Here is a 20,483-nt window from a genome sequence, read left to right as displayed (position 1 = left end):
CTAACATGGTCAATAATTGGTTAACGTGATCCGCACTTTGTGTTTGCCCCCATCTCATTCCCAAACCCGCTTGTGCGCTTAGGGGGCCTTCCCTATAGGGCGCGCATTGCTTCACCTTGCTGGGACCAAGTGAGCCAATGGAAAAATTCATGGCGTCAGGACGCGAAGGTCTCCCCAGCGGGCCACGGGATGAGAGAGCTTGATGCCAACCTCCGCGTCTGACGACATCGATGTCCTCGAAAAGGCCAAGCGCCTGCTCGCGCCGGATTATGTGCCGAGCGAGGACGAGGAATACATGAACGAGCGCCAGCAGGCCTATTTCCGGATGCTGCTGATCGAATGGAAGCGCTCGATCCATTCCGCCGCCGGACAGACCCTGCAATCGCTCGCCGATGGCCCGATCCGCGAAGCCGATCTGACCGACCGCGCCTCGAGCGAGACCGATTGGGGCATCGAACTGCGCACCCGTGATCGCCAGCGCAAGCTGGTCGCCAAAATCGACTCGGCGCTGCGCCGGATCGACTCGGGCGAATATGGCTACTGCGAGGTCACCGGCGATCCGATCGGCCTGCGCCGCCTCATCGCGCGCCCTGTAGCGACCATGACGGTCGAGGCGCAGGAAGCCCATGAACGCCGTGAAAAGGTCTCGCGCGACGATTGATCGCTAACCCGCGCGGCGCGACCTGTGCCGCGCTGGGACGCGCTAACGGTCGGTGCCCCCTGCGAGCCCGATTTTTACCATCCGTTAACCGCAATCGGCGCACGAACATTGGCGCGCGTCCGGGCGAGCCGCTATGGTTCGGGCTGGCGCGACATATGGTTTGTGGCGCGGGAGGCGGTCCGAATATGACAGGTATTGAGACACGCAGTGTTTCGCGTGACAGCCTGTTCCTGCTGGCTGAAGTGCGAGTCGAGCAGAACTCTGAAACCCACAAGGTGCGCGTCCGAAATCTTTCGGACGGGGGCATGATGGGTGAGGGCAATCTGCGCGTGATGCGCGGGCACCGGTTGGCCATCCAGCTGCGCAATGTCGGCCTGATTGCCGGTACCGTTGCGTGGGTCCAGGACAATCGCTTCGGCGTCGCCTTCGATGAAGAGATCGATTCCCAGCTGGCACGGCGGCCGTTGCAGGCCGACGAAGATCCGGGCCTGGGCCTTGTTGACCGCTCGTGGGTGCACCGTGCGCCTGCTCCGGTTGCGCCCTCGCAGCTGCGCAAGATCTGACCAGCAATCCCGACCGGCGTTCTGCACGCCACTGCACAGCCGATTGATGCCACCCGCTGACCGCGGCGTTCCAACCTGCTAGGCAGGATCGCGATGCGATTCTGGCTTTTCCTGCTTGCTGCGCTGAGTGTTGCTTCCTGCGGCCCGTCGGGCGGCGGCCCGGTCGAAGTGGCTGTCATCGGCGCGCCCGACAGCCTCTACCAAAAGGGCGTGCGGCTGGCTCCGCCCGCGCAGCACCTGCGCGCGGCAACGCATGAAGGCCTTGTGGCGCTCGATCAGGCGGGGCAGGTCGTCCCGGCGATTGCCGAACGCTGGATCGTGACCGAAGACGGCCAGAGTTACATCTTCCGCCTGCGCGACAGCACCTGGCCCGGCGGTCAGGAAATCACAGCTCCGGAAGTCCGGCTGCTCCTGCGCGAGGCATTGGCAAGGGTGCGTGGCACGTCGCTCGGGCTCGATCTCGGCAAGGTGCGCGAGATCCGCGCGATGACCGGCCGTGTTATCGAGATCCGCCTGTCCTCGCCGATGCCCGATTTCCTGCAATTGCTCGCCCAGCCGGAATTGGGGCTCGACCGCAATGGGAGCGGCACAGGGCCGATGGCGCTTTCCGGCAAGAACCGCGGGCCGATTGCACTGCTGACGGCGCTCCCTCCGGAAGCCCGCGGACTTCCCGCGCGGGAGGACTGGGAAGATGTTGCCCGCCCGATTGCAGTGCGGGCCTTGCCGGCCGGCGAGGCGACCGAGGCATTCTCTCGCGGCGATGTCGATCTTGTGCTCAACGGCACGCTGCCGGATTTCCCGCTCGCCGAAGTTGGTCCTCTGTCGCGCGGGACGATTCAGGTTGATCCGGCGATCGGCCTGTTCGGTTTGGCGTTCCGGTCAGACAGCGGCTTTCTTGCCGATCCGCTACGGCGTCAGGCTTTGTCGATGGCGATTGACCGCGCCGGTCTGATCCAGCCCTTCGGGCTCAACGGCTGGCGTTCGACGAGCTGGATCGTGCCGCCGCAGATCTATGCCGCTGCGCCTTATTCCGACGACCGCTGGAGCGGCGCTTCGCTTGATGATCGGCGCCGAGTTGCTGCAGCACGGGTGCGCGCATGGTCGGCGCAGGCAGGGCGCGAGCCGACGATCCGCGTGGCGCTGCCGAGCGGGCCGGGCAGCGACCTGCTGTTCGAACAGCTGACCGAAAGCTGGAACGCGATCGGGGTGCGGGTCGTGCGCGCGCGGCCGGGTGAGCGCGCCGATCTAGAGCTGCGCGATACGCTCGCGCGTTATGCCTCGCCGCGCTGGTTCCTTAACCAGTTCAACTGCAGCCTGCGGACAAGCCTGTGCTCGTCCGAAGCCGATGCGCTCGTGCGGCGGTCTCTGGAAGAGCGTGATGCCGCCCGTCGCGAACGGCTGCTGGTTGAAGCCCATGCTGCCCTGATGGCGCGCGAGGCCTTCATTCCGTTGGGTGCGCCGGTGCGCTGGTCGTTGGTGCGCGGGTCGATCCGCAATTACCTGCCCAACCAGTGGGGGCTCCACCCCTTGTTCGCGCTGTCTGAGCCTCCCACCTAAGCTGTATGACGATGAACACCAATGGTCGCCCGCAGGCGCCGCGCCCGATGATCCAGACCTTGCCCACCGGGCGCGATCCCGCCTCGGTGCGCGCCCGGATTACCGCGCTGGAGCAGTTGCTCGAGCGCAGCTTCGTGCTGCCCGGGGTGAACATGCCGGTGGGACTTGATGCGCTGATCGGGTTGGTTCCGGTGCTTGGCGATGTCGTGACGACGGCGCTGGGCGCTTACATCGTGTGGGAAGCGCGCAATCTGGGCATGTCCCGCTGGCAGCAGGCGCGTATGGGGCTGAATGTCCTGTTCGATACCGCGATCGGTGCGATCCCGCTGGTGGGCGATGCTGCGGACTTTGTGTTCCGTTCGAACAGCAAGAACCTCAAGATCATCCTCAAGCACATCGACAAGCATCATCCCGAAGCGCGGGTGATCGAGGGATAGTTTCCTTGGCCGCAGCCACGCGCTAGGAGCGCATGGATTATGGCCGAAAACGTCACCTACGCGAGCTATCTCGATCTCGACCGCATTCTTGCGGCCCAGCACCCTGCGTCCGAAGCCCATGACGAGCTGCTGTTCATCATCGTCCACCAGGCGAGCGAGCTTTGGCTCAAGCTGTGCCTGCACGAACTCACCGCCGCGCGCGAATGTATCGAAGCGGACACGCTGCGCCCCGCGTTCAAAATGCTGGCGCGGGTGGCGCGGGCGCAGCAGCAGCTCATCCAGAGCTGGGACGTTCTCAGCACCATGACGCCGCACGACTATTCGGCGGTGCGACCGCATCTCGGTGCGTCGAGCGGGTTTCAGTCGGCGCAATACCGGATGATGGAATTCATGCTCGGCGGGCGCGATGGCAAGCACGTGCGGCTGCATCGCGGCAACGAGGACTGGGCTGAGCGGCTGGAGGCCGAGTGCGGGCGGGCGAGCCTCTATGATGCCGCGATCCGGCTGCTGGCACGGCGCGGGTTAGCCGTCGATTCCGCAGCGCTGACGCGTGATCCGGCCGCAGCCTATGTCCACAATGCCAGCGTCGAGGCGGCATGGGCCGAGGTTTACCGCGATCCCCATAGCCACTGGGATCTCTATGAACTCGCCGAGAAGCTGGTTGATCTGGAATACCACTTCCAGCGCTGGCGGTTCGGCCATCTCAAGACGGTCGAACGGGTCATCGGGTTCAAGCGCGGCACGGGCGGGACACCGGGCGTGCCCTATCTCGAAGGGGTGCTGAAGCAGGCCTTTTTCCCTGAGCTGCTGAGCGTGAGAACGGCGATATGAGCGCTGCGATCCGGCGGCGTATCTGGGATATCTCCCAGCCGCTGCATTGCGGCCTTCCGGTGTGGCCGGGCGATACCGCCTTTGCGCAAGCCGGCACGTGGCAGATCGGTGACGGCTCGCCGGTCAACGTGTCGGCGTTGACCATGTCGACCCATTCGGGCGCCCATGCCGACGCGCCGCTGCATTATGCCGCCGCCGCGCCCGATATCGCGAGTGTCGATCTTTCGCCCTATCTCGGCGAATGTCTGGTGGTCGATGCGCGCGGTGCAGGGCCGCTGATCCTGCCCGATCACCTGCCCGATCTCGCCGGCGTTGAGCGAGTCCTGTTCCGCACCTTCGAGGCATTCCCGCATCAGGCATGGGTGGATGAAACCACCGCCATTGCTCCGGCAACCATCGATGTGCTGGCGGCAGCAGGCGTGCGGCTGGTGGGGCTTGATGGCCCATCGATCGATCCGCAATCTTCCAAGATGATGGACGCACATCTGGCCGTGCTGCGTCACGATATCCGGGTGCTGGAAGGCCTGGTTCTCGATGATGTCCTGCCGGGCCGTTACGAGCTGATCGCTCTGCCGCTACCCATCGTCGGCGGGGATGCCTCGCCGGTGCGCGCAGTGCTGCGGGAGCTGTCATGACACCCGAACAGCGCGCCGCCGAATTCGATGCCGCCGACCCGTTGGCGCACTACCGCGAGTGCTTCACCCTGCCGGCCGACGTGATCTATCTTGATGGCAACTCGCTCGGCGCACTGCCCAAGGCCACGCCTGACGTGATGCGGCGTGTGGTTGAGCGGGAGTGGGGCGAGGGGCTGATCCGCTCGTGGAATGCCAGTGAATTTGGGGCCGGATGGTTCTCAGCGGCAAGCCGCGTCGGGGGCAAAATTGCACCGCTGATCGGTGCCGCGCAGAACGAGGTTGTTGCCTGCGATTCGACCAGCGTGAACCTGTTCAAGCTGATCGCGGCGGCGCTGCAGATGCGCCCCGGCCGAAAGGTGATCCTGTCCGAGCCCGGCAATTTCCCGACCGATCTCTACATGATAGCCGGGCTGGAGCGGCAGGGCCTTGCCGAGCGGCGGCTCGCCCCGCGCGACAGGCTGGTTGAGGCGCTCGGCGATGATGTCGCGCTGCTGATGCTCACCCACGTTCATTACAAGACTGGCGCGTTGCACGATATGGCCGCGCTGACCCGCGCGGCGCATGCAGCGGGGGCGCTGGTGCTGTGGGATCTGTCGCATTCGACCGGAGCGGTGCCCGTCGATCTGAACGCGGTGGGAGCCGATTTCGCCGTCGGCTGCGGCTACAAATACCTGTGCGGCGGACCGGGCGCACCCGCCTTTGCCTTTGTCGCAGAGCGCCATCATGCGCGGCTCGAACAGCCGCTCACCGGCTGGTTTGGCCATGCGGCACCCTTTGCCTTTTCGGACGATTACGCCGATGCGCCGGGGATCGAGCGGATGCTGTGCGGCACCTCGCCGGTGCTCGGGCTGGCGGCGCTCGAAGTCGGTGTCGATCTGATTGCGGGCATCGGGGCCGAGCGGCTCTACGCCAAATCGCAGGCGCTCTCCGAGTTTCTGCTGGAGAGCCTGATGGCGCATGACGTCGCGCTCGAACTGGTCAGCCCGCCGGTCAGCAACGCACGGGGCAGCCAGCTCTCGTTCCGCCATCCGCACGCCTATGCGATCTGTCAGGCCCTGATCGCGCGCGGTGTGATCGGGGACTTCCGAGATCCCGACGTGCTGCGACTGGGCTTTGCGCCCGCCTATCTGAGCTTTGCCGATATCGCCGCCGCTGCCCGCCACATCGCCGAAGTGCTGGCGAGCGGAGAGTGGCGAAATGACGAATTCAACCAACGGGCCGCGGTGACGTAATGCCGTCCGCAGGCCGCATCGGGCCGAGCACTTACGGAGGGCAGGGCATGATCGCACGCGTGATTGGGGCGGCATTGGCGCTAGCGGCGCTCACCGCAACGCCGATTGCTGCTCAGGAGCCCGGCACGGCGGTGCCGCCGGCCCCCTTCATTGCCGCAGACTTTCAGGTTCCCACGCTTGTCGAGGGTCCGGGCTTCAAGCTGGTCCCGCTGGGGCCCGCCTTGGTCGACATCGATTTCGCGGCTTACATGTCCTCGATCGAGCATCTCCAGCAGACCTTCACGCGCTCGAAGGGCTGGCCGCGCGCCGATATCACCACTGCCGAAGCGATGACCGATATGCTCACCGAGCAAGGCCGGTTCGCGCGGCGGGAGTCTTTTGCCTATGCGGTGCTGACCCCTGATGGCACGCGCGAGCGCGGATGTGTCTATGTCTATCCCGGCACGGTACCGGGCTACGATGCCGAGGTGCGCCTATGGGTGACCAAAGCCGAGTTCGACGCTGGCTTCGATGCCGAGCTCTATGCCTGGACCAAAGCCTGGATCGCAAAAGATTGGCGCTTCAACAATGTCGCCTATCCCGGGCGAGCCATTCCGTGGGAGACATGGGACCGGCTTGGCGCGAAGTAACCCAATGCGGCCTCAAGCCTCCAGCTCGACATCCCAGTAGAGCCAGTCGCGCCACGTTTCGTGCAGATAGCCGGGCGGGAACAACTTGCCCGCCTGCTGCAATTGCCAACTGGTCGGGCGGATCGGAGCCTGGTGCACCGGCATACCCGCCTGCTTCGGCGTGCGCCCGCCCTTCTTCATGTTGCACGGCGCGCAGGCGGTGATGATGTTCTCCCACGTGGTGCGCCCGCCAAGGCGGCGCGGGATCACGTGGTCGAAGGTGAGATGCTCGTGGCTGCCACAGTACTGGCATTGGAAGCGATCCCGCAGGAACACGTTGAAGCGGGTGAAGGCGGGAAATTCGCTCTGCTTCACATATTGCCGGAGCGCGATGACGCTCGGGATTTTCATGTCGAGGCTGGGCGAATGGACCTCGCGGTCATAGCTGGCGACAATGTCCACCCGGTCGAGGAACACCGCCTTGATCGCGGTCTGCCATGGCCACAGGCTGAGCGGGTAGTAGGACAGCGGGGTGTAATCGGCGTTGAGCACCAGCGCCGGACAAACCGAAAGGTTGCGGGTCGGGTCTTCATCGACACCGCGGAACCGGGCTGCTTTCTCGATCAGTTCGGCATTGAACACGGCTCTGCGTTCCTCCCTGATTGACCTGCATCCTGACGTGGCAAACCAAAGAGTCAAAGCCGTGACAGAGTGGGTATCCACAGGGACGGGCTGTGGAGAGGCTGTGGATAGCGAAACAATCTGTCGTGTGGCATGGCGCTGGCGATGGTTGACCCTGCGCCCTTCGTGACCCGTTTCGCGCCGAGCCCCAACGGGCGGCTGCATCTCGGCCATGCGCTCTCGGCGATCATCGCTCACGATCTGGCAAAGGCGAGCGGGGGGCGGTTCCTGCTGCGGATCGAGGATATCGACGGGCCGCGCTCGCAGCCGGAGCTGGCCGACGAATTCCGCCGCGATCTTGAATGGCTGGGACTGGAATGGGAGGACGTTCCCGCGCAATCGACCCGGCTGGCGAGCTACGCCGCCGCTGCCGAAGCGCTGAAAGCGCGCGTGCTCCTCTACCCCTGCACCTGCACCCGCAAACAGATCGAGGAAGCAGGCGCTATCGATGGGTCCGATGGCCTGATCTACCCCGGCACCTGCAAGCGCATCGCCTCCGATCCGGCGCTGCCTGCGGCGTGGCGGCTCGATGCGGAAAAGGCGCTAGCCGAGACCGGGCCGCTGGTGTGGGAGGATGAACTGGCCGGTTCGCAGGCGGTCGACCTCTCGGGCCTTGGCGATGTGGTGCTGGTGCGCAAGGATCTGCCTGCCAGCTATCACCTTGCCGTCACCCTGGATGACGCCGCCGACGGGGTCACACTGGTCACGCGCGGCGCCGATCTGTTCGCGGCGAGCCATGTCCACCGCACCTTGCAAGCCCTGCTCGGCCTGCCGGTGCCGCGCTGGTATCACCATCCGCTGATCATGGACGAGAGCGGCGAAAAACTGGCCAAACGCCGCGGTTCGCCCGCGCTGGCCGAACGGCGAGAGGCGGGCGAGGATGGACGAATGCTCGCCGAACAACTCAGAGTGCAACTTTTGTCACTTGGAACCTGAGGCCCAAGCGTTCATTTAGGCATCATGACCTATGTCCTCATCCCCGTCCTGCTCGTCCTTATGGGACTGGTGGCCTTTTCGCTGATCAAGGGCATCGTCGCCTTTCTGAAGACGACCAAGATCGACCTCGAAACCGGCGAAGGCACAACTGCCACCGATATGCAGCTTGCCCAAAACAAGGCGATGTTCGCGCGGATCAAGTATCAGGCGCTGGCCATTGTCGTGGTGGCGATCCTGCTTGCCGTCTCGCGCTGAGCGCAATGGTCAAACTCAACCGGATTTACACCCGCACCGGGGATGATGGCACGACGGGCCTCGTCGATGGCTCGCGCTGCCCCAAGCATTCGGCGCGGATTGCGGCGATGGGTCTGGTCGATGAAGCCAACAGCGCGATCGGTCTGGCGGTCTGCGCGATCGCCGACGAAGCGCACAAGGCTCTGCTCACCCGGGTGCAGAATGATATGTTCGATCTCGGGGCGGATCTTGCGACCCCCGCCGCCGACGGGGATTTCTCCCCGTCAGAGATGGTGCTGCGGATCGTGTCCTCGCAGCCGGAATGGATCGAGGCGCAGATTGATGCGCTCAATGAACGGCTCGAACCGCTGACCAGCTTCGTGCTGCCCGGCGGGAGCGAGGCGGCCGCGCGTGTCCATGTCGCTCGCGCCACCACCCGCGCGGCGGAACGCGCGATGGTCGCTCTGGCGGCGCAGGATCCGGTCAACCCGGCCGCGCTCGCCTATATCAACCGTCTGTCCGACCTGCTGTTCGTGCTTGCCCGCGTCATGAACGACGATGGCCGTGCCGACGTGAAGTGGGTCCCCGGCGCTAATCGCTAGCTTTTGCGCATTCCCGCCGCTAACAGCGCGGGCCATTGCTGCACTTGCGAAGGATTGAAGCCATGCGGAAGATCGCCGTTATCGGGGCGGGTCAGATGGGGTCGGGGATTGCCCAGACCGTTGCGGCCCACGGGATGACCGTTCTGCTCTCCGACGTCGATCTGGCCCGTGCCGAGGCCGGCAAGACCGCGATCGAGAAGGCGCTGGCAAAGCTGATGGGCCGTGGCAAGATCGAGGCGCACGAGGCCGAAAGCCTGCTCGCAAGGATCACCCCGGTTGCCGATTACGCGCCGATGGCCGATGCCGACCTGATCATCGAAGCCGCAACCGAGCGCGAGGAGATCAAGAACGCGATCTTCGAAGCCGCGGGCAAAGTGCTGGCTGCCGATGCGATCATGGCCTCGAACACCTCGTCGATCCCGATCACCCGCATGGCCAACCATTCGCCCGATCCGGCGCGGTTCATCGGCCTGCACTTCTTCAATCCGGTGCCGGTGATGGGCTTGATCGAGGTCATCCCCGGCCTCGCGACGTCGAAGGACACCACCGACCGCGTGACCGCCTTCGCCAAGGGTCTCGGCAAGGAAGTGGTGTTGAGCCAGGATGAACCCGGCTTTGTCGTCAACCGCATCCTCCTGCCGATGATCAACGAGGCGGTCTTCGTGCTTGGTCAGGCGACCGCCGGCATCGAGGATATCGACAAGGGTTGCCGGCTTGGCCTCAATCACCCGATGGGGCCGTTGCAGCTCGCCGATTTCGTCGGGCTCGACACCTGTCTCGACATCATCAAGGTGCTCTACAAGACCACCCGCGACAGCAAGTATCGCCCGGCGCCGCTGCTGGTGAAGTATGTCGAGGCCGGCTGGCTCGGCCGCAAGACGGGCCGGGGCTTCTACGATTACACGGGCGAAGTGCCGGTTCCGACCCGCTAAGTCTCAGCGCTTTGTATCGGGCAGCGCGCGCTTCCATTCATACAGCAAATCGAGCGCCTCGCGCGGGGTCAGCGCATCAAGATCGGCTGCGCGAAGGGCGATGGCCAGTTCCTGCTCGGGCGAGGGCGCTACAGGTTCTTCGCGCATTGCCGCAAAAAGCGGCAGGTCGCCCAGCCCTGCGGCGATGCCCCCGGTGGCTGTCCGGGTGGCCTCGAGCTTTTCGAGCACCGCCTTGGCGCGGTTGACCACCGTCGCCGGAACGCCCGCCAGCCGTGCAACGGCAAGGCCGTAAGACCGATCCGCCGGCCCTTCTGCAAGTTCGTGCAGCAGGACCAGATCGCCCTGCCATTCGCGCGCGCGCACATGGTGGAGCGACAGCGCCCCGCAGGTGTCGGCCAGCCGCGCCAGCTCGTGATAGTGCGTCGCGAACAGGCAGCGGCAGGCGATCTGCGAATGCACCGCCTCGGCCACCGCCCAGGCGAGTGCCAGACCATCATAGGTCGAAGTCCCGCGCCCGACTTCATCGAGGATCACGAAGCTGCGGGGTGTGGCCTGCGCGAGGATCGCGGCCGTCTCGACCATCTCGACCATGAAGGTGGAACGCCCGCGTGCAAGATTGTCCGCCGCGCCAACCCGGCTGAACAGGCGGTCGACGAGGCCGATCCGCGCGGAGGCGGCTGGCACGAAGCATCCTGCCTGCGCCATCAACACAATCAGCGCGTTCTGCCGCAGGAAGGTCGATTTGCCCCCCATGTTCGGGCCGCCGATCAGCCACAGCCGATTGTCCGTGCCGAGCGCACAATCATTGGCGACAAAGCGCTCGCCGGTGCGGGCAAGCGCGGCCTCAACCACGGGATGCCGTCCGCCGGTGATCGCGAGCGTAACATCCTCGGTGATGTCCGGGCGACACCAATCGCTTTCCGCAGCGCGTTCGGCATTGGCGGCGGCGACGTCGATCCGCGCAAGGGCGGCGGCGGTCGCGGCGATCCCTTCGCGTGCGGCGACGACGGCGCTCACCAGTTCGGCGAAATGGGCTTCTTCTGCTGCCAGCGCGTGACCGCCCGCCTCGGCAATACGGGCGGCTTCTTCGTGCAGCTTCAGCGAGTTGAAGCGCACAACGTCTTTCATTGTCTGCCGGTGGGTGAAGCCGCTTTCGGCCGCCATCAGGCGATCGGCATGGCGCGCGCCGACTTCGATGAAATAGCCCAGCACGCCGTTGTGCCGGATCTTGAGCGTGGCGATGCCGGTCTCGTCACGATAGCGCGCTTCCATCGCGGCAATCGCGCGGCGCGCATCGCCCGATGTGGCGCGCAGTTCATCGAGCGCAGCGTCGTAGCCATCGGCGATGAAACCACCGCCTGATCGCTCGGTCGGCGGCGAAGGCACGAGTGCGCGCTCGAGCCAATCGGTCAGTGCGCCGTGCCCTGTCAGCCGGGCTAGCGCATCATCGAGCAAGGCGGGCCGGTCGGGCGCGCCACTGAGCCAGTGATGCAACCGCGCGGCGTGCGAGAGCCCGTCGCGCAGCTGGCCGAGATCGCGCGGGCTCCCCCGTCCCGCCACCACGCGGCCCAGCGCGCGTCCGAGATCGGGGATGGCGCGCAGGATATCGCGCAATTGCGCGCGTTCGATCGGGCGGTCGCGCCAGAATTGCACCAGCGCCAGCCGCGCCTCGATGGCGGCGCAATCGAGCAGAGGTGCGGAAAGATCCTCGGCCAGCAGACGCGACCCTGCGCCAGTCACACAGCGATCCACCGCGCCGATCAGGCTGCCGGCCCGTCCGCCGGTGGTGCTTTCGAGGATTTCGAGGCTCGCGCGGGTCGCCTCGTCCATCGCCATGCCCGCTTCTGCCGAGCGCAGCACCGGCGGCAGCAGCAAGGGCAGGCTGCCGCGCCCGACATGGTCGAGATAGGCGATCAGCCCCCCGGCGGCGGCGAGCATGGCGCGGCTGAATTCGCCAAAGGCATCCAGCGTCGCAACGCCGTGGAGCGCCTTCAATCGTTCGATTCCGGCATCGCTGGCGAAGGTGCTGCGGGGGCGCCAGATCACGTCATCAGGCCCCCCGAACCTTTCGGCGTCCCAATCCTCGGGAACCACGACTTCGCTCGGCGACAGCCGCGCCAACGCTGCGCCGAGGCGGTCCGGTGTGCATTCCTCGAGCACCATCGCCCCGGTTGAAACATCACAGGCGGCAATCCCGATGACCCCGCGCAGCTCTGCGAGCGCCGCCAGCACATTGGCGCGGCGCGGTTCAAGCAGCGCCTCTTCCGTCAGCGTTCCCGCCGTGACCAGGCGCACAATCGCTCGGCCGACCAGCGCCTTGGAGGAAGGCGTGCCTTCGCGCTTGGCCCGCGCCTTGGCCTCGTCTGGCGTTTCGACCTGTTCGGCGATCGCCACCCGGCACCCGGCCTTGATCAGCCGCGCCAGATAGCCTTCCGCCGAATGCACCGGCACGCCGCACATCGGGATCGGTTCGCCGCCATGCTCGCCGCGGGTCGTCAGCGCGATATCGAGGATTGCAGCGGCGCGCTTGGCATCCTCGAAGAACAGTTCGAAGAAATCGCCCATCCGGTAGAACAGCAGCGCATCGCCCGCTTCCTCGCGCAACGCGAGGTATTGCGCCATCATCGGGGTGGGCTTGCCGGAGGTCTGGGAGTCGTCGCGGGCGGCCATGGGGAAGGGCCTAGCCACGCCAGCAGCGATTCGGAATGTCTGCCCTTACGGCTTTCCCCGAAGTTGCGTTATTTCCGCCCTATCGCAGCCGCGCGCACCTCGCTAAGCGGTGGGCGATTTTCGCTAAGCGCAGCAAGAAGGGTTCAGGCAACATGGCCGAAGAGAACAAGGGCGGCTTCACCACGCGTGAGGCGCTGTTCTATCACGAGACGATCCGCCCGGGGAAACTGGAGATCGTCGCCACCAAGCCGATGACCTCGCAGCGCGATCTCAGCCTGGCCTATTCGCCCGGTGTGGCGGCTCCGGTTGAAGCGATCGCTGCGGACCCCGCGCTTGCGGCGCGCTATACCGCCAAGGGCAATCTGGTTGCGGTGATTTCCAACGGCACCGCGATCCTCGGCCTCGGCAATCTTGGCGCGCTTGCGTCCAAGCCGGTGATGGAAGGCAAGGCGGTGCTGTTCAAGCGCTTCGCCGACGTGGATTCGATCGATATCGAGCTGGCGACCGAGGATCCCGAAGCCTTCATCAACGCTGTTGCCCTGATGGAGCCGACCTTCGGCGGCATCAATCTCGAAGACATCAAGGCGCCCGAGTGCTTCATCATCGAGCAGGCTCTTCGCGAACGCATGAAGATCCCGGTGATGCATGATGACCAGCACGGCACCGCGATCATCGCGGCGGCCGGTCTGATCAACGCCTGCCACCTGACCGGACGCGACCTCAAGGATGTTCGCATGGTGGTGAACGGCGCGGGGGCATCCGCGCTGGCGTGCACTGCTCTGATCAAGGCGATGGGCGTGCGGCACGAAAACGTGATCGTGTGCGATCGTACCGGCCCGATCTATCCGGGCCGCGCGGATGTGGACCAGTGGAAGAGCGCGCACGCCGTGCCGACCGAGGCGCGCAGCCTTGAAGAAGCGCTGGTGGGTGCGGACATCTTCCTCGGCCTGTCTGCGGCGGGCGCGCTGAAGCCCGAATGGGTTCGCAAGATGGCGAACAAGCCGATCATCTTCGCGATGGCCAACCCGGTGCCGGAAATCATGCCTGACGAAGCCAAGGCCGTTCGCCCCGATGCGATCATCGCCACCGGGCGCAGCGATTTCCCCAACCAGGTCAACAACGTGCTGGGCTTCCCCTTCATCTTCCGCGGCGCGCTGGATGTGCAGGCGACGACCATCAACGAGGAAATGAAGATTGCCGCAGCGCAGGCGATCGCCGAGCTGGCGCGCCAGCAGGTGCCCGAGGAAGTCGCCAGCGCCTATGGCAAGAATCACAAGTTCGGCACCAATTACATCATCCCTGCCCCCTTCGATCCGCGCCTGATCGAGGTCGTTTCCTCGGCCGTTGCCAAGGCTGCGATGGATTCGGGCGTGGCGCGCGCGCGCATCGAGGATTTCGATGCCTACCGGCTCCAGCTGCGTTCGCGCCTCAACCCGACCACTTCGGTGCTGAGCGGGGTCTACGAAGTGGCGCAGGCCAATCCCAAGCGGATGGTGTTCGCCGAGGCCGAGGAAGAAGTGGTGCTGCGCGCCGCGATCCAGTTCCGCGATTTCGGCTATGGCACACCCATTCTGGTCGGCCGCACCAAGGCGGTGCTCGACAAGCTGCACCAGCTTTCGGTGGGTGACCCAGGCAGCTTCGAGATCCAGAACTCGGCTGACAGCGAACACGTGCCGGCCATGGTGAGCTACCTTTACAAGCGGCTCCAGCGGCGCGGGTTCACCGAGCGCGATGTGCGGCGCATGGTCAATCAGGACCGCAACGTCTTCGCCTCGCTGCTGGTCGCGCTCGGCCACGGTGATGGCATGATCACCGGCATGACCCGCACCTTCGCGCAGACCGTGCGCGAGGTGAACCTGGTGCTCGATCCCAAGGAAGGCGCGCTGCCGTTCGGCATCCACATGATGATCGGCAAGAACCATACGACGTTCCTCGCCGATACCACCATCAACGAACGGCCCGATGCCGAGGCGCTGGCTCACATCGCCAAGGAAACCGCTGCGGTCGCGCGGCGCATGGGGCATGAACCGCGGGTGGCGTTCCTGTCCTATTCGACCTTCGGCAATCCGTCGGGCCAGTGGCTTGGCAGTATCCGCGAGGCGGTGGCGATCCTCGACCGCGAGGATCCGGGCTTCGAATATGAAGGCGAAATGGCGCCCGATGCTGCGCTCAATCCCAAGGTCATGGCGCTCTATCCGTTCAGCCGCCTATCCGGCCCGGCCAATGTGCTGATCATGCCGGGACTGCAATCAGCCAACCTCTCGGCAAAGCTGCTGCGCGAACTCGGCAGCAACGCGACTATCGGTCCGATGCTGATCGGCATGGAAAAGCCGGTGCAGATCGTGCCGATGACAGCGGCGGTGCCCGATGTGCTTACGCTTGCGGTGCTGGCCGGCGCGGGGGTCGTGGGGTGACAATCCTGCGCGCTGCCATTGCCTATTGGGCGGTGGTCTTCGCGCTGGGGTTTGTGCTGGGAACCATCAGGGTGCTGTGGCTTGCGCCGCAGGTGGGTATGCTGCCCGCTACCCTCATCGAACTGCCGGTGATGCTGGGCGCGAGCTGGCTGGCGAGCGGCTGGCTGTTGCGGCGCTTCGAAATTGCGGGTGGCGGCGAGGCGCTGGCTGTCGGGCTCCTCGCCTTTGTGCTGCTGATGGCGGCGGAATACGCGCTGGGCGTAGGGATGATGGGGCTGACGGTCGGCCAGTGGCTCGCCGATTTCGGCCAGCCGCACGCGGCGGTCGGGCTGACGGGGCAAATCGTGTTCGCGCTGATGCCGTGGTGGCGGGTGCGCGGGGTCAGACCCGCCTAGACCCCCATTAGACCCGGCTTAGGTCGCGCTTGCTCGATGTTCCACGTGGAACATCGCCTAGCGGCGTCGGAACCTGAAATACCACACCTCGTGGCCATATACCGTGCGGGCCTTGTGCTCGTAGCGGGTCTCGGGCCAGCCGGAGGGGCGCACCTGCCAGTCGGCGGGCTTCTCGACCACCCATTCGAACAGGTCGGTATGGCGCTGCATCACCATCAGGGCATGGCGCAGGTAGACCGCATGGTCGGTGCCGAAGCGGAATTCGCCGCCGGGCTTCATCTTCTGCGCGAACAGCCGAACCGGCCCATCGTTCATCATCCGACGCTTGGCATGGCGCGCCTTGGGCCACGGGTCTGGGTGGAGCAGATAGAGCATCGTCAGTGCGCCATCCGGAATACGCTGGAGCACCTCCAAAGCATCGCCATGATGCAGCCGGACATTGGCGAGCCGCTGGTCGGCAATGTGGGTGAGCGCCTGCGCCACGCCATTGACGAAAGGCTCGGCCCCAATGAAGCCGTGATCGGGTAGCAGGTCTGCACGATAGGCAAGATGCTCGCCCCCACCGAAGCCGATCTCGAAATGCAGAGGGCGAGCATCGCCGAACAGCCCCTCGCTCGTCACCGGGCCTTCAGTGGGCACGCTGATCTGGGGCAGGAGATTATCGACCAGCCCCTGCTGATACTTGCGCAACTTCTTGCCGACGCTCCGGCCGTAAAGCCGCGCGATGGTGGTCGGATCGCCTTCCTTGAATGCCGTCATGGCCAGGGCGCTTGGCACGCGGGCCAGCGCGGCACAAGAAAATCGTGCTGGACGCGGGCGCGCAGGCTGTGGTGATTCACGCGCATGACATCGCCGTCACCTGTCTCGTCCGCCGCGCTGACCGAAAGGGAGCTCGAGGCCCTCCGCCTGCTCGCGGAAGGGCACACGGTGAAGTCTATCGCGGCGGGGCTCGGCCGTTCGGAGGCCTCGATCAACGAGCGTCTGCGCGACGCGCGGCGCAAGACCGGCGTGGGCAGCAGCCGCGAGCTGGCACGGCTGCTTGCGGAACAGAAAATCTGGGACAGGAAATCTGATCTATCAGACGCCGCATCATCGTCCGAGACCCGGCAGGGGCCGCCACAAAAGCGCGGCCGCTGGTCGAAAGGACGGATGATGATGCTGATTGCAATCCCGCTCGCAGCTGCAGGGCTGCTGGTAACAAACGCCAACGAGCAAGAGCGCCCCGCCGCTCCGGTCGCGGTCGCCCGTGCGGCCAAATCGCCCCTCGCCGGGCGCTGGTCGCTGGATGTCGGGAAGCTCCCCGAAGACCAGCGGCCCGCTGCGGTCACGATCACCTTCACGCCGGAAGCCAATGGGCAGTGGCATACGCTGGTCATCATCGAAAACCGCGACGGCGCGATGATCAAGGCGGAATCGACCGCGGCGCTCGACGGGGTGGCGGTGCCGGTGGGCGGTTCGATGGCGGAGATCGATTCCGTCTCTCTGCGCCAGCCCGAACCCGGCACGCTGGTGATGACACTGGGCAAGGACGGCAAAAGGGTCTCGACCCGCGTCTACACGGTCGCGAAGGACAAGAAGACGATGACGGAAACGATCGTCTGGGCCGCCGAAGGAATGCCGCCCATCGTGACGACGACCTTTAACCGGGTGGGCTGAAATGCAGAACGCCCGGAACCATCGAGGCTCCGGGCGTTCGGAATGTTCAAGGCACGGGGTCAGGCCCGCGTCCCCGCAATCAGTTAGGCAGCAACGGCATCCTCGTCCGCGTCGCGCAGCACGTAGCCGCGGCCCCACACGGTTTCAATGTAGTTGTCCCCGCCGCAGGCCAGCGAGAGCTTCTTGCGCAGCTTGCAGATGAACACGTCGATGATCTTGAGTTCCGGCTCGTCCATCCCGCCATAGAGGTGGTTGAGGAACATTTCCTTGGTGAGCGTGGTGCCCTTGCGGAGCGAAAGCAGCTCGAGCATCGCGTATTCCTTGCCGGTCAGGTGCACGCGGGCACCATCGACTTCGACGGTCTTGGCGTCGAGGTTGACGGCGAGCTTGCCGGTGCGGATGACCGACTGCGAATGGCCCTTCGAACGGCGCACCACGGCATAGATGCGGGCGACCAGTTCTTCGCGATGGAACGGCTTGGTGACGTAATCGTCAGCGCCGAAGCCGAAGCTGCGGATCTTCGAATCCATTTCGCTGATGCCCGAAAGGATCAGCACCGGGGTCTGCACCTTGGCGACGCGCAGCTTCTTGAGCACGTCGTAACCATGCATATCGGGCAGGTTCAGGTCGAGCAGGATGATGTCGTAATCATACAGCTTGCCCAGGTCCAAGCCCTCTTCGCCCAGGTCGGTCGAATAGACATTGAAGCCTTCGGTCGTGAGCATCAGCTCAATCGCCTTGGCGGTCGTCGGTTCGTCTTCGATCAGCAGCACACGCATCGCTGGTCCCCTGTCTTGCCCTTCGGTAACCCCCGCTTAGGAGAGATTGCCGTCTGTTAACCACGCCACTTCTCACCAAAAAAGGTTAATAAGAAGTTTAGCGCGTTAACTTTTTGGAGTGAGTCTTTCGAGTCACACTCCGAAAGAGGGTTCGCTGGCTGCTCTAAAAGGTTTCTAGGAGGCTCCCGCGAGCTTCTTCGCGCGCCGCCGCTCGGCGCTGGAGCCGAGGCCGATGGCTTCGCGGTACTTGGCCACCGTACGCCGAGCGAGGTCGAAACCTTCCTTCTGGAGCATTTCGGCAAGCTGCTGGTCAGACAGGATATTCTTCACTGTTTCGGCATCAATCAGCGCCTTGATCCGGGCCTTGATCGCCGCCGAGGATGCGCCCTCGCCGTCGGCGGAGGCAACGCCGCTGGTGAAGAAGTACTTCAGTTCGAACGTCCCGCGCGCGCAGGCGAGGTACTTGTTGCTCGTCACCCGGCTGACCGTGCTTTCGTGCATCCCGATCTGCTCGGCCACTTCGCGCAATGTCAGCGGGCGCAGCTCGGATACGCCGCGGCGGAAGAATCCGTCCTGCTGCTTCACGATCTCGGCGGCGGTCTTGAGGATCGTCTTCTGCCGCTGGTCGAGGGCACGGATCAGCCAGTGTGCATCGGCCAGCTTTTCCTTGAGCCAGCTCTGCGATTCCTTGTTGGTCGCCCCTGAATTCAGTTCCAGATAGTAGCCGCGGTTGACGATCAGCTTGGGCAGGGTGTCCTCGTTGATTGCGAGATCCCAGCCACCACCGGCATTGGCGGTAAGCAGAATGTCGGGCACCACCGTGCCCGTCTCGGCGGGTGCGAAGGCGAGGCCGGGGCGAGGATTGTAGCTGCGCAGCTCGCGCAGCATGTCGGCGAAATCCTCGTCATCCACCCGGCACAAGCGCTTGAGACGCTCGACCTCGCCGCGCGCGACCAGATCGAGATTGTCGATCAAAGCCTTCATGCAGGGGTCGTAACGATCCGCCTCGCGCGCCTGGATGGCGATGCACTCGGCCAGATTGCGCGCACCGACGCCCGAAGGGTCGAGCGATTGCACCAGTCTCAAGCCCGCCTTGGCATCGAAAATATCGACCCGGAGCTCGTCCGCCACCTCTTGCAGCGGCACGGTAAGGTAGCCCGCCTCGTCGAGCAGCCCGATGATGTGGCGTGCGATGAAGGCTGTCTGTGCGTCGCTGGCAGCTGCGCCGATCTGGCCTTCGAGATGCTCGGCGAGGGTGACTTCGGCGGCGCGCAGCTGCTCCCAGTCGGGCATGTCGTCGAAATCGCCAACCGAGCCGCTCGCTGCACCCCATTCGGCGTCGCGCATCGAGGGGCCTTCGCCGTCCCCGGTATCGAAATCGCGATCGACCGCGCCGAGATCGAGCGGCGCATCGCCCTCACCCCCGCCTGCCAGCATCAACTGGTCGGCGGTGGCATCTTCCCCCGCCGGGGCGGCAATCTCGATGCGTTCTGGCTCGCCCGGATCGGCAGGCCCGCCGGTGTCGAGCAGCGGGTTGGCTTCCATCGCCTCGGCAATGAAGGTTTCGATCTCGAGGTTGGAGGCCGCCAGCAACTTGATCGCCTGCTGCAATTGCGGCGTCATTACCAGCGATTGCGTTTGCCGGATATCGAGGCGGGGGCCGAGCGCCATGCCTGTTCGCGCTAGAGCGTGAAGCTCTCGCCGAGATAGAGCCGCCGGACGTTCTCGTCGGCGACCAGTTCCTGCGGGGAGCCGGCAAACAGCACCTGCCCGCCATAGATGATGCAGGCGCGGTCGACGATGTCGAGTGTTTCGCGCACGTTGTGATCGGTGATCAGCACGCCGATGCCGCGCTGCTTCAGATCCTTCACCAGATCGCGGATGTCGCTGATCGAGAGCGGATCGATGCCCGCGAAGGGTTCGTCGAGCAGCATGATCGACGGCTTGGCCGCCAGCGCGCGGGCAATCTCGCAGCGACGCCGCTCGCCGCCCGACAACGCCATCGCCGGCGATTCGCGCAGTCGGGTCAGACCGAATTCGCCGAGCAGGCGCTCCAGTTCGGCTGCGCGGGTCGCAGGATCGGGTTCGACCAGCTCGAGCACGCAGTTGATGTTCTGCTCGACCGTCATGCCGCGGAAGATGCTGGTCTCCTGCGGCAGGTAACCGAGGCCGAGGATCGCGCGGCGATACATCGGCAGCTTGGTGACATCCTCGCCGTCCATCAGGATGCGGCCCGAATCCGGCTTCACCAAGCCCATGATCGAATAGAAGCAGGTGGTCTTGCCTGCCCCGTTAGGGCCGAGCAGGCCAAGCACTTCGCCCTTCGCTACCGTCAGCGAGATATCGGTCAGCACCGCGCGCTTGTCGTAGCTCTTGGCGATCGAAATGACTTCCAGACCGCTGCCCAGCGGTTCGGGCGATGCCACATCAGCGGGCGCGGAAGAGAGTGTCGAAGTGCTCATGCGCAAATGTCTTTAGCAGTCCTGATGCTGCAGGAAAGACCTCCAGCGCGTTTGGCAGGATTTTTGCTTAGTGCGCTGATTGGTGCGCCAGCTCTGGGCCTCCGCAAATAAAGCGCGTGGAATCTGCTGCACTTGCATCAGCTGGATTGCGCGCAGTGCAACACGCGCACGAGTTTGCAAGACTTATTGCAACTCCGT

Annotated in this window: 21 protein-coding genes; 15 read left to right on the top strand and 6 right to left on the bottom strand. The window is 64.9% G+C overall.

Annotated elements, in window-relative coordinates:
• Positions 1 to 202: 202 nt before the first annotated feature.
• The 8 genes from dksA to BG023_RS00775 all read left to right on the top strand — a co-directional run bounded on the left by dksA (position 203) and on the right by BG023_RS00775 (position 6,545).
• Complete coding sequence (gene dksA, locus BG023_RS00810) at positions 203 to 661, top strand: RNA polymerase-binding protein DksA (protein WP_069308760.1); 459 nt, start codon at positions 203 to 205, stop codon at positions 659 to 661.
• Positions 662 to 846: 185 nt separating this feature from the next.
• Entirely contained in the window at positions 847 to 1,224 is a 378-nt protein-coding gene (locus BG023_RS00805) for a PilZ domain-containing protein (protein WP_069308759.1), read from the top strand.
• Positions 1,225 to 1,317: 93 nt separating this feature from the next.
• Positions 1,318 to 2,781 (top strand): ABC transporter substrate-binding protein, encoded by a 1,464-nt coding sequence (locus BG023_RS00800; RefSeq protein WP_069308758.1) that lies wholly within the window; start codon positions 1,318 to 1,320, stop codon positions 2,779 to 2,781.
• Positions 2,782 to 2,792: 11 nt separating this feature from the next.
• A complete protein-coding gene (locus BG023_RS00795) occupies positions 2,793 to 3,218 on the top strand; it encodes a DUF4112 domain-containing protein (protein ID WP_233993037.1) in 426 nt (141 codons plus the stop codon).
• Between the two features lie 39 nt (positions 3,219 to 3,257).
• On the top strand, positions 3,258 to 4,049 hold the full coding sequence (locus tag BG023_RS00790; RefSeq protein WP_069308757.1) for a tryptophan 2,3-dioxygenase: 792 nt from the start codon (positions 3,258 to 3,260) through the stop codon (positions 4,047 to 4,049).
• On the top strand, positions 4,046 to 4,684 hold the full coding sequence (gene kynB / locus BG023_RS00785; RefSeq protein ID WP_069308756.1) for an arylformamidase: 639 nt from the start codon (positions 4,046 to 4,048) through the stop codon (positions 4,682 to 4,684). Before BG023_RS00790 ends, kynB begins: the two co-directional genes overlap by 4 nt.
• Positions 4,681 to 5,916 carry a kynureninase gene (gene kynU / locus BG023_RS00780; protein ID WP_069308755.1) on the top strand — a complete coding sequence of 412 codons (1,236 nt, stop codon included), beginning with the start codon at positions 4,681 to 4,683 and terminating at the stop codon, positions 5,914 to 5,916. Before kynB ends, kynU begins: the two co-directional genes overlap by 4 nt.
• Before the next feature lie 47 nt (positions 5,917 to 5,963).
• Complete coding sequence (locus BG023_RS00775) at positions 5,964 to 6,545, top strand: twin-arginine translocation pathway signal protein (protein WP_069311043.1); 582 nt, start codon at positions 5,964 to 5,966, stop codon at positions 6,543 to 6,545.
• Positions 6,546 to 6,557: 12 nt separating this feature from the next.
• Here the strand turns inward: BG023_RS00775 and BG023_RS00770 are convergent, their stop codons facing one another.
• Entirely contained in the window at positions 6,558 to 7,166 is a 609-nt protein-coding gene (locus tag BG023_RS00770; protein WP_069308754.1) for an HNH endonuclease, read from the bottom strand.
• Positions 7,167 to 7,310: 144 nt separating this feature from the next.
• On the opposite strand from BG023_RS00770, the gene gluQRS reads away from it, so the two are divergent.
• From gluQRS to BG023_RS00750, 4 genes are all read left to right on the top strand, one after another.
• Positions 7,311 to 8,141, top strand: a complete 831-nt coding sequence (gene gluQRS, locus BG023_RS00765) for a tRNA glutamyl-Q(34) synthetase GluQRS (RefSeq protein ID WP_069311042.1) — start codon at positions 7,311 to 7,313, stop codon at positions 8,139 to 8,141.
• 24 nt (positions 8,142 to 8,165) lie between these two features.
• Positions 8,166 to 8,396: a hypothetical protein gene (locus BG023_RS00760; RefSeq protein WP_069308753.1), complete on the top strand. Its 231-nt coding sequence runs from the start codon at positions 8,166 to 8,168 to the stop codon at positions 8,394 to 8,396.
• A 5-nt stretch (positions 8,397 to 8,401) separates the two neighbouring features.
• Positions 8,402 to 8,977, top strand: a complete 576-nt coding sequence (locus BG023_RS00755) for a cob(I)yrinic acid a,c-diamide adenosyltransferase (RefSeq protein ID WP_069308752.1) — start codon at positions 8,402 to 8,404, stop codon at positions 8,975 to 8,977.
• Between the two features lie 62 nt (positions 8,978 to 9,039).
• Positions 9,040 to 9,909 (top strand): 3-hydroxyacyl-CoA dehydrogenase NAD-binding domain-containing protein, encoded by an 870-nt coding sequence (locus BG023_RS00750; protein WP_069308751.1) that lies wholly within the window; start codon positions 9,040 to 9,042, stop codon positions 9,907 to 9,909.
• A 3-nt stretch (positions 9,910 to 9,912) separates the two neighbouring features.
• Here BG023_RS00750 and mutS read toward each other — a convergent pair whose 3' ends face one another.
• Entirely contained in the window at positions 9,913 to 12,579 is a 2,667-nt protein-coding gene (mutS, locus tag BG023_RS00745) for a DNA mismatch repair protein MutS (protein WP_069308750.1), read from the bottom strand.
• 152 nt (positions 12,580 to 12,731) lie between these two features.
• Here mutS and BG023_RS00740 point away from each other — a divergent pair, with 152 nt between their 5' ends.
• Together BG023_RS00740 and BG023_RS00735 are read left to right on the top strand one after the other, a co-directional pair.
• A complete protein-coding gene (locus BG023_RS00740) occupies positions 12,732 to 14,993 on the top strand; it encodes an NADP-dependent malic enzyme (protein ID WP_069308749.1) in 2,262 nt (753 codons plus the stop codon).
• A complete protein-coding gene (locus tag BG023_RS00735) occupies positions 14,990 to 15,388 on the top strand; it encodes a hypothetical protein (protein WP_069308748.1) in 399 nt (132 codons plus the stop codon). Before BG023_RS00740 ends, BG023_RS00735 begins: the two co-directional genes overlap by 4 nt.
• A 57-nt stretch (positions 15,389 to 15,445) precedes the next feature.
• Here the strand turns inward: BG023_RS00735 and trmB are convergent, their stop codons facing one another.
• A complete protein-coding gene (gene trmB, locus BG023_RS00730) occupies positions 15,446 to 16,147 on the bottom strand; it encodes a tRNA (guanine(46)-N(7))-methyltransferase TrmB (protein ID WP_069308747.1) in 702 nt (233 codons plus the stop codon).
• An 84-nt stretch (positions 16,148 to 16,231) separates the two neighbouring features.
• Between trmB and BG023_RS14310 the strand changes: the two genes are divergently transcribed.
• Positions 16,232 to 17,044, top strand: a complete 813-nt coding sequence (locus BG023_RS14310; RefSeq protein ID WP_083234457.1) for a helix-turn-helix domain-containing protein — start codon at positions 16,232 to 16,234, stop codon at positions 17,042 to 17,044.
• An 83-nt stretch (positions 17,045 to 17,127) separates the two neighbouring features.
• Here the strand turns inward: BG023_RS14310 and ctrA are convergent, their stop codons facing one another.
• From ctrA to lptB, 3 genes are all read right to left on the bottom strand, one after another.
• On the bottom strand, positions 17,128 to 17,823 hold the full coding sequence (gene ctrA, locus BG023_RS00720; RefSeq protein ID WP_069308746.1) for a response regulator transcription factor CtrA: 696 nt from the start codon (positions 17,821 to 17,823) through the stop codon (positions 17,128 to 17,130).
• Between the two features lie 174 nt (positions 17,824 to 17,997).
• On the bottom strand, positions 17,998 to 19,494 hold the full coding sequence (gene rpoN / locus BG023_RS00715) for an RNA polymerase factor sigma-54 (protein ID WP_069308745.1): 1,497 nt from the start codon (positions 19,492 to 19,494) through the stop codon (positions 17,998 to 18,000).
• Positions 19,495 to 19,505: 11 nt separating this feature from the next.
• Positions 19,506 to 20,285, bottom strand: a complete 780-nt coding sequence (gene lptB / locus BG023_RS00710) for an LPS export ABC transporter ATP-binding protein (RefSeq protein ID WP_069308744.1) — start codon at positions 20,283 to 20,285, stop codon at positions 19,506 to 19,508.
• Between the last annotated feature and the right edge of the window lie 198 nt (positions 20,286 to 20,483).

The sequence above is a fragment of the Porphyrobacter sp. LM 6 genome, assembly GCF_001720465.1.
Taxonomy (GTDB): Bacteria; Pseudomonadota; Alphaproteobacteria; order Sphingomonadales; family Sphingomonadaceae; genus Erythrobacter.
Note: the sequence above shows the minus strand (reverse complement) of the source record. Positions and strands in the feature narration are given on the sequence as shown.

Excerpts from the sequence above, each read along its gene's own strand:
- BG023_RS00790 (WP_069308757.1), top strand. The coding sequence starts at position 3,258 with ATGGCCGAAAACGTCACCTACGCGAGCTATCTCGATCTCGACCGCATT.
- BG023_RS00795 (WP_233993037.1), top strand. The coding sequence starts at position 2,793 with ATGAACACCAATGGTCGCCCGCAGGCGCCGCGCCCGATGATCCAGACC.
- BG023_RS00760 (WP_069308753.1), top strand. The coding sequence starts at position 8,166 with ATGACCTATGTCCTCATCCCCGTCCTGCTCGTCCTTATGGGACTGGTG.
- BG023_RS00750 (WP_069308751.1), top strand. The coding sequence starts at position 9,040 with ATGCGGAAGATCGCCGTTATCGGGGCGGGTCAGATGGGGTCGGGGATT.
- BG023_RS00740 (WP_069308749.1), top strand. The coding sequence starts at position 12,732 with ATGGCCGAAGAGAACAAGGGCGGCTTCACCACGCGTGAGGCGCTGTTC.
- rpoN (WP_069308745.1), bottom strand. The coding sequence starts at position 19,494 with ATGGCGCTCGGCCCCCGCCTCGATATCCGGCAAACGCAATCGCTGGTA.
- mutS (WP_069308750.1), bottom strand. The coding sequence starts at position 12,579 with ATGGCCGCCCGCGACGACTCCCAGACCTCCGGCAAGCCCACCCCGATG.
- kynB (WP_069308756.1), top strand. The coding sequence starts at position 4,046 with ATGAGCGCTGCGATCCGGCGGCGTATCTGGGATATCTCCCAGCCGCTG.
- BG023_RS00800 (WP_069308758.1), top strand. The coding sequence starts at position 1,318 with ATGCGATTCTGGCTTTTCCTGCTTGCTGCGCTGAGTGTTGCTTCCTGC.
- gluQRS (WP_069311042.1), top strand. The coding sequence starts at position 7,311 with ATGGTTGACCCTGCGCCCTTCGTGACCCGTTTCGCGCCGAGCCCCAAC.
- BG023_RS14310 (WP_083234457.1), top strand. The coding sequence starts at position 16,232 with ATGACATCGCCGTCACCTGTCTCGTCCGCCGCGCTGACCGAAAGGGAG.
- lptB (WP_069308744.1), bottom strand. The coding sequence starts at position 20,285 with ATGAGCACTTCGACACTCTCTTCCGCGCCCGCTGATGTGGCATCGCCC.
- dksA (WP_069308760.1), top strand. The coding sequence starts at position 203 with ATGCCAACCTCCGCGTCTGACGACATCGATGTCCTCGAAAAGGCCAAG.
- ctrA (WP_069308746.1), bottom strand. The coding sequence starts at position 17,823 with ATGCGTGTGCTGCTGATCGAAGACGAACCGACGACCGCCAAGGCGATT.
- BG023_RS00775 (WP_069311043.1), top strand. The coding sequence starts at position 5,964 with ATGATCGCACGCGTGATTGGGGCGGCATTGGCGCTAGCGGCGCTCACC.
- BG023_RS00755 (WP_069308752.1), top strand. The coding sequence starts at position 8,402 with ATGGTCAAACTCAACCGGATTTACACCCGCACCGGGGATGATGGCACG.
- kynU (WP_069308755.1), top strand. The coding sequence starts at position 4,681 with ATGACACCCGAACAGCGCGCCGCCGAATTCGATGCCGCCGACCCGTTG.
- BG023_RS00805 (WP_069308759.1), top strand. The coding sequence starts at position 847 with ATGACAGGTATTGAGACACGCAGTGTTTCGCGTGACAGCCTGTTCCTG.
- trmB (WP_069308747.1), bottom strand. The coding sequence starts at position 16,147 with ATGACGGCATTCAAGGAAGGCGATCCGACCACCATCGCGCGGCTTTAC.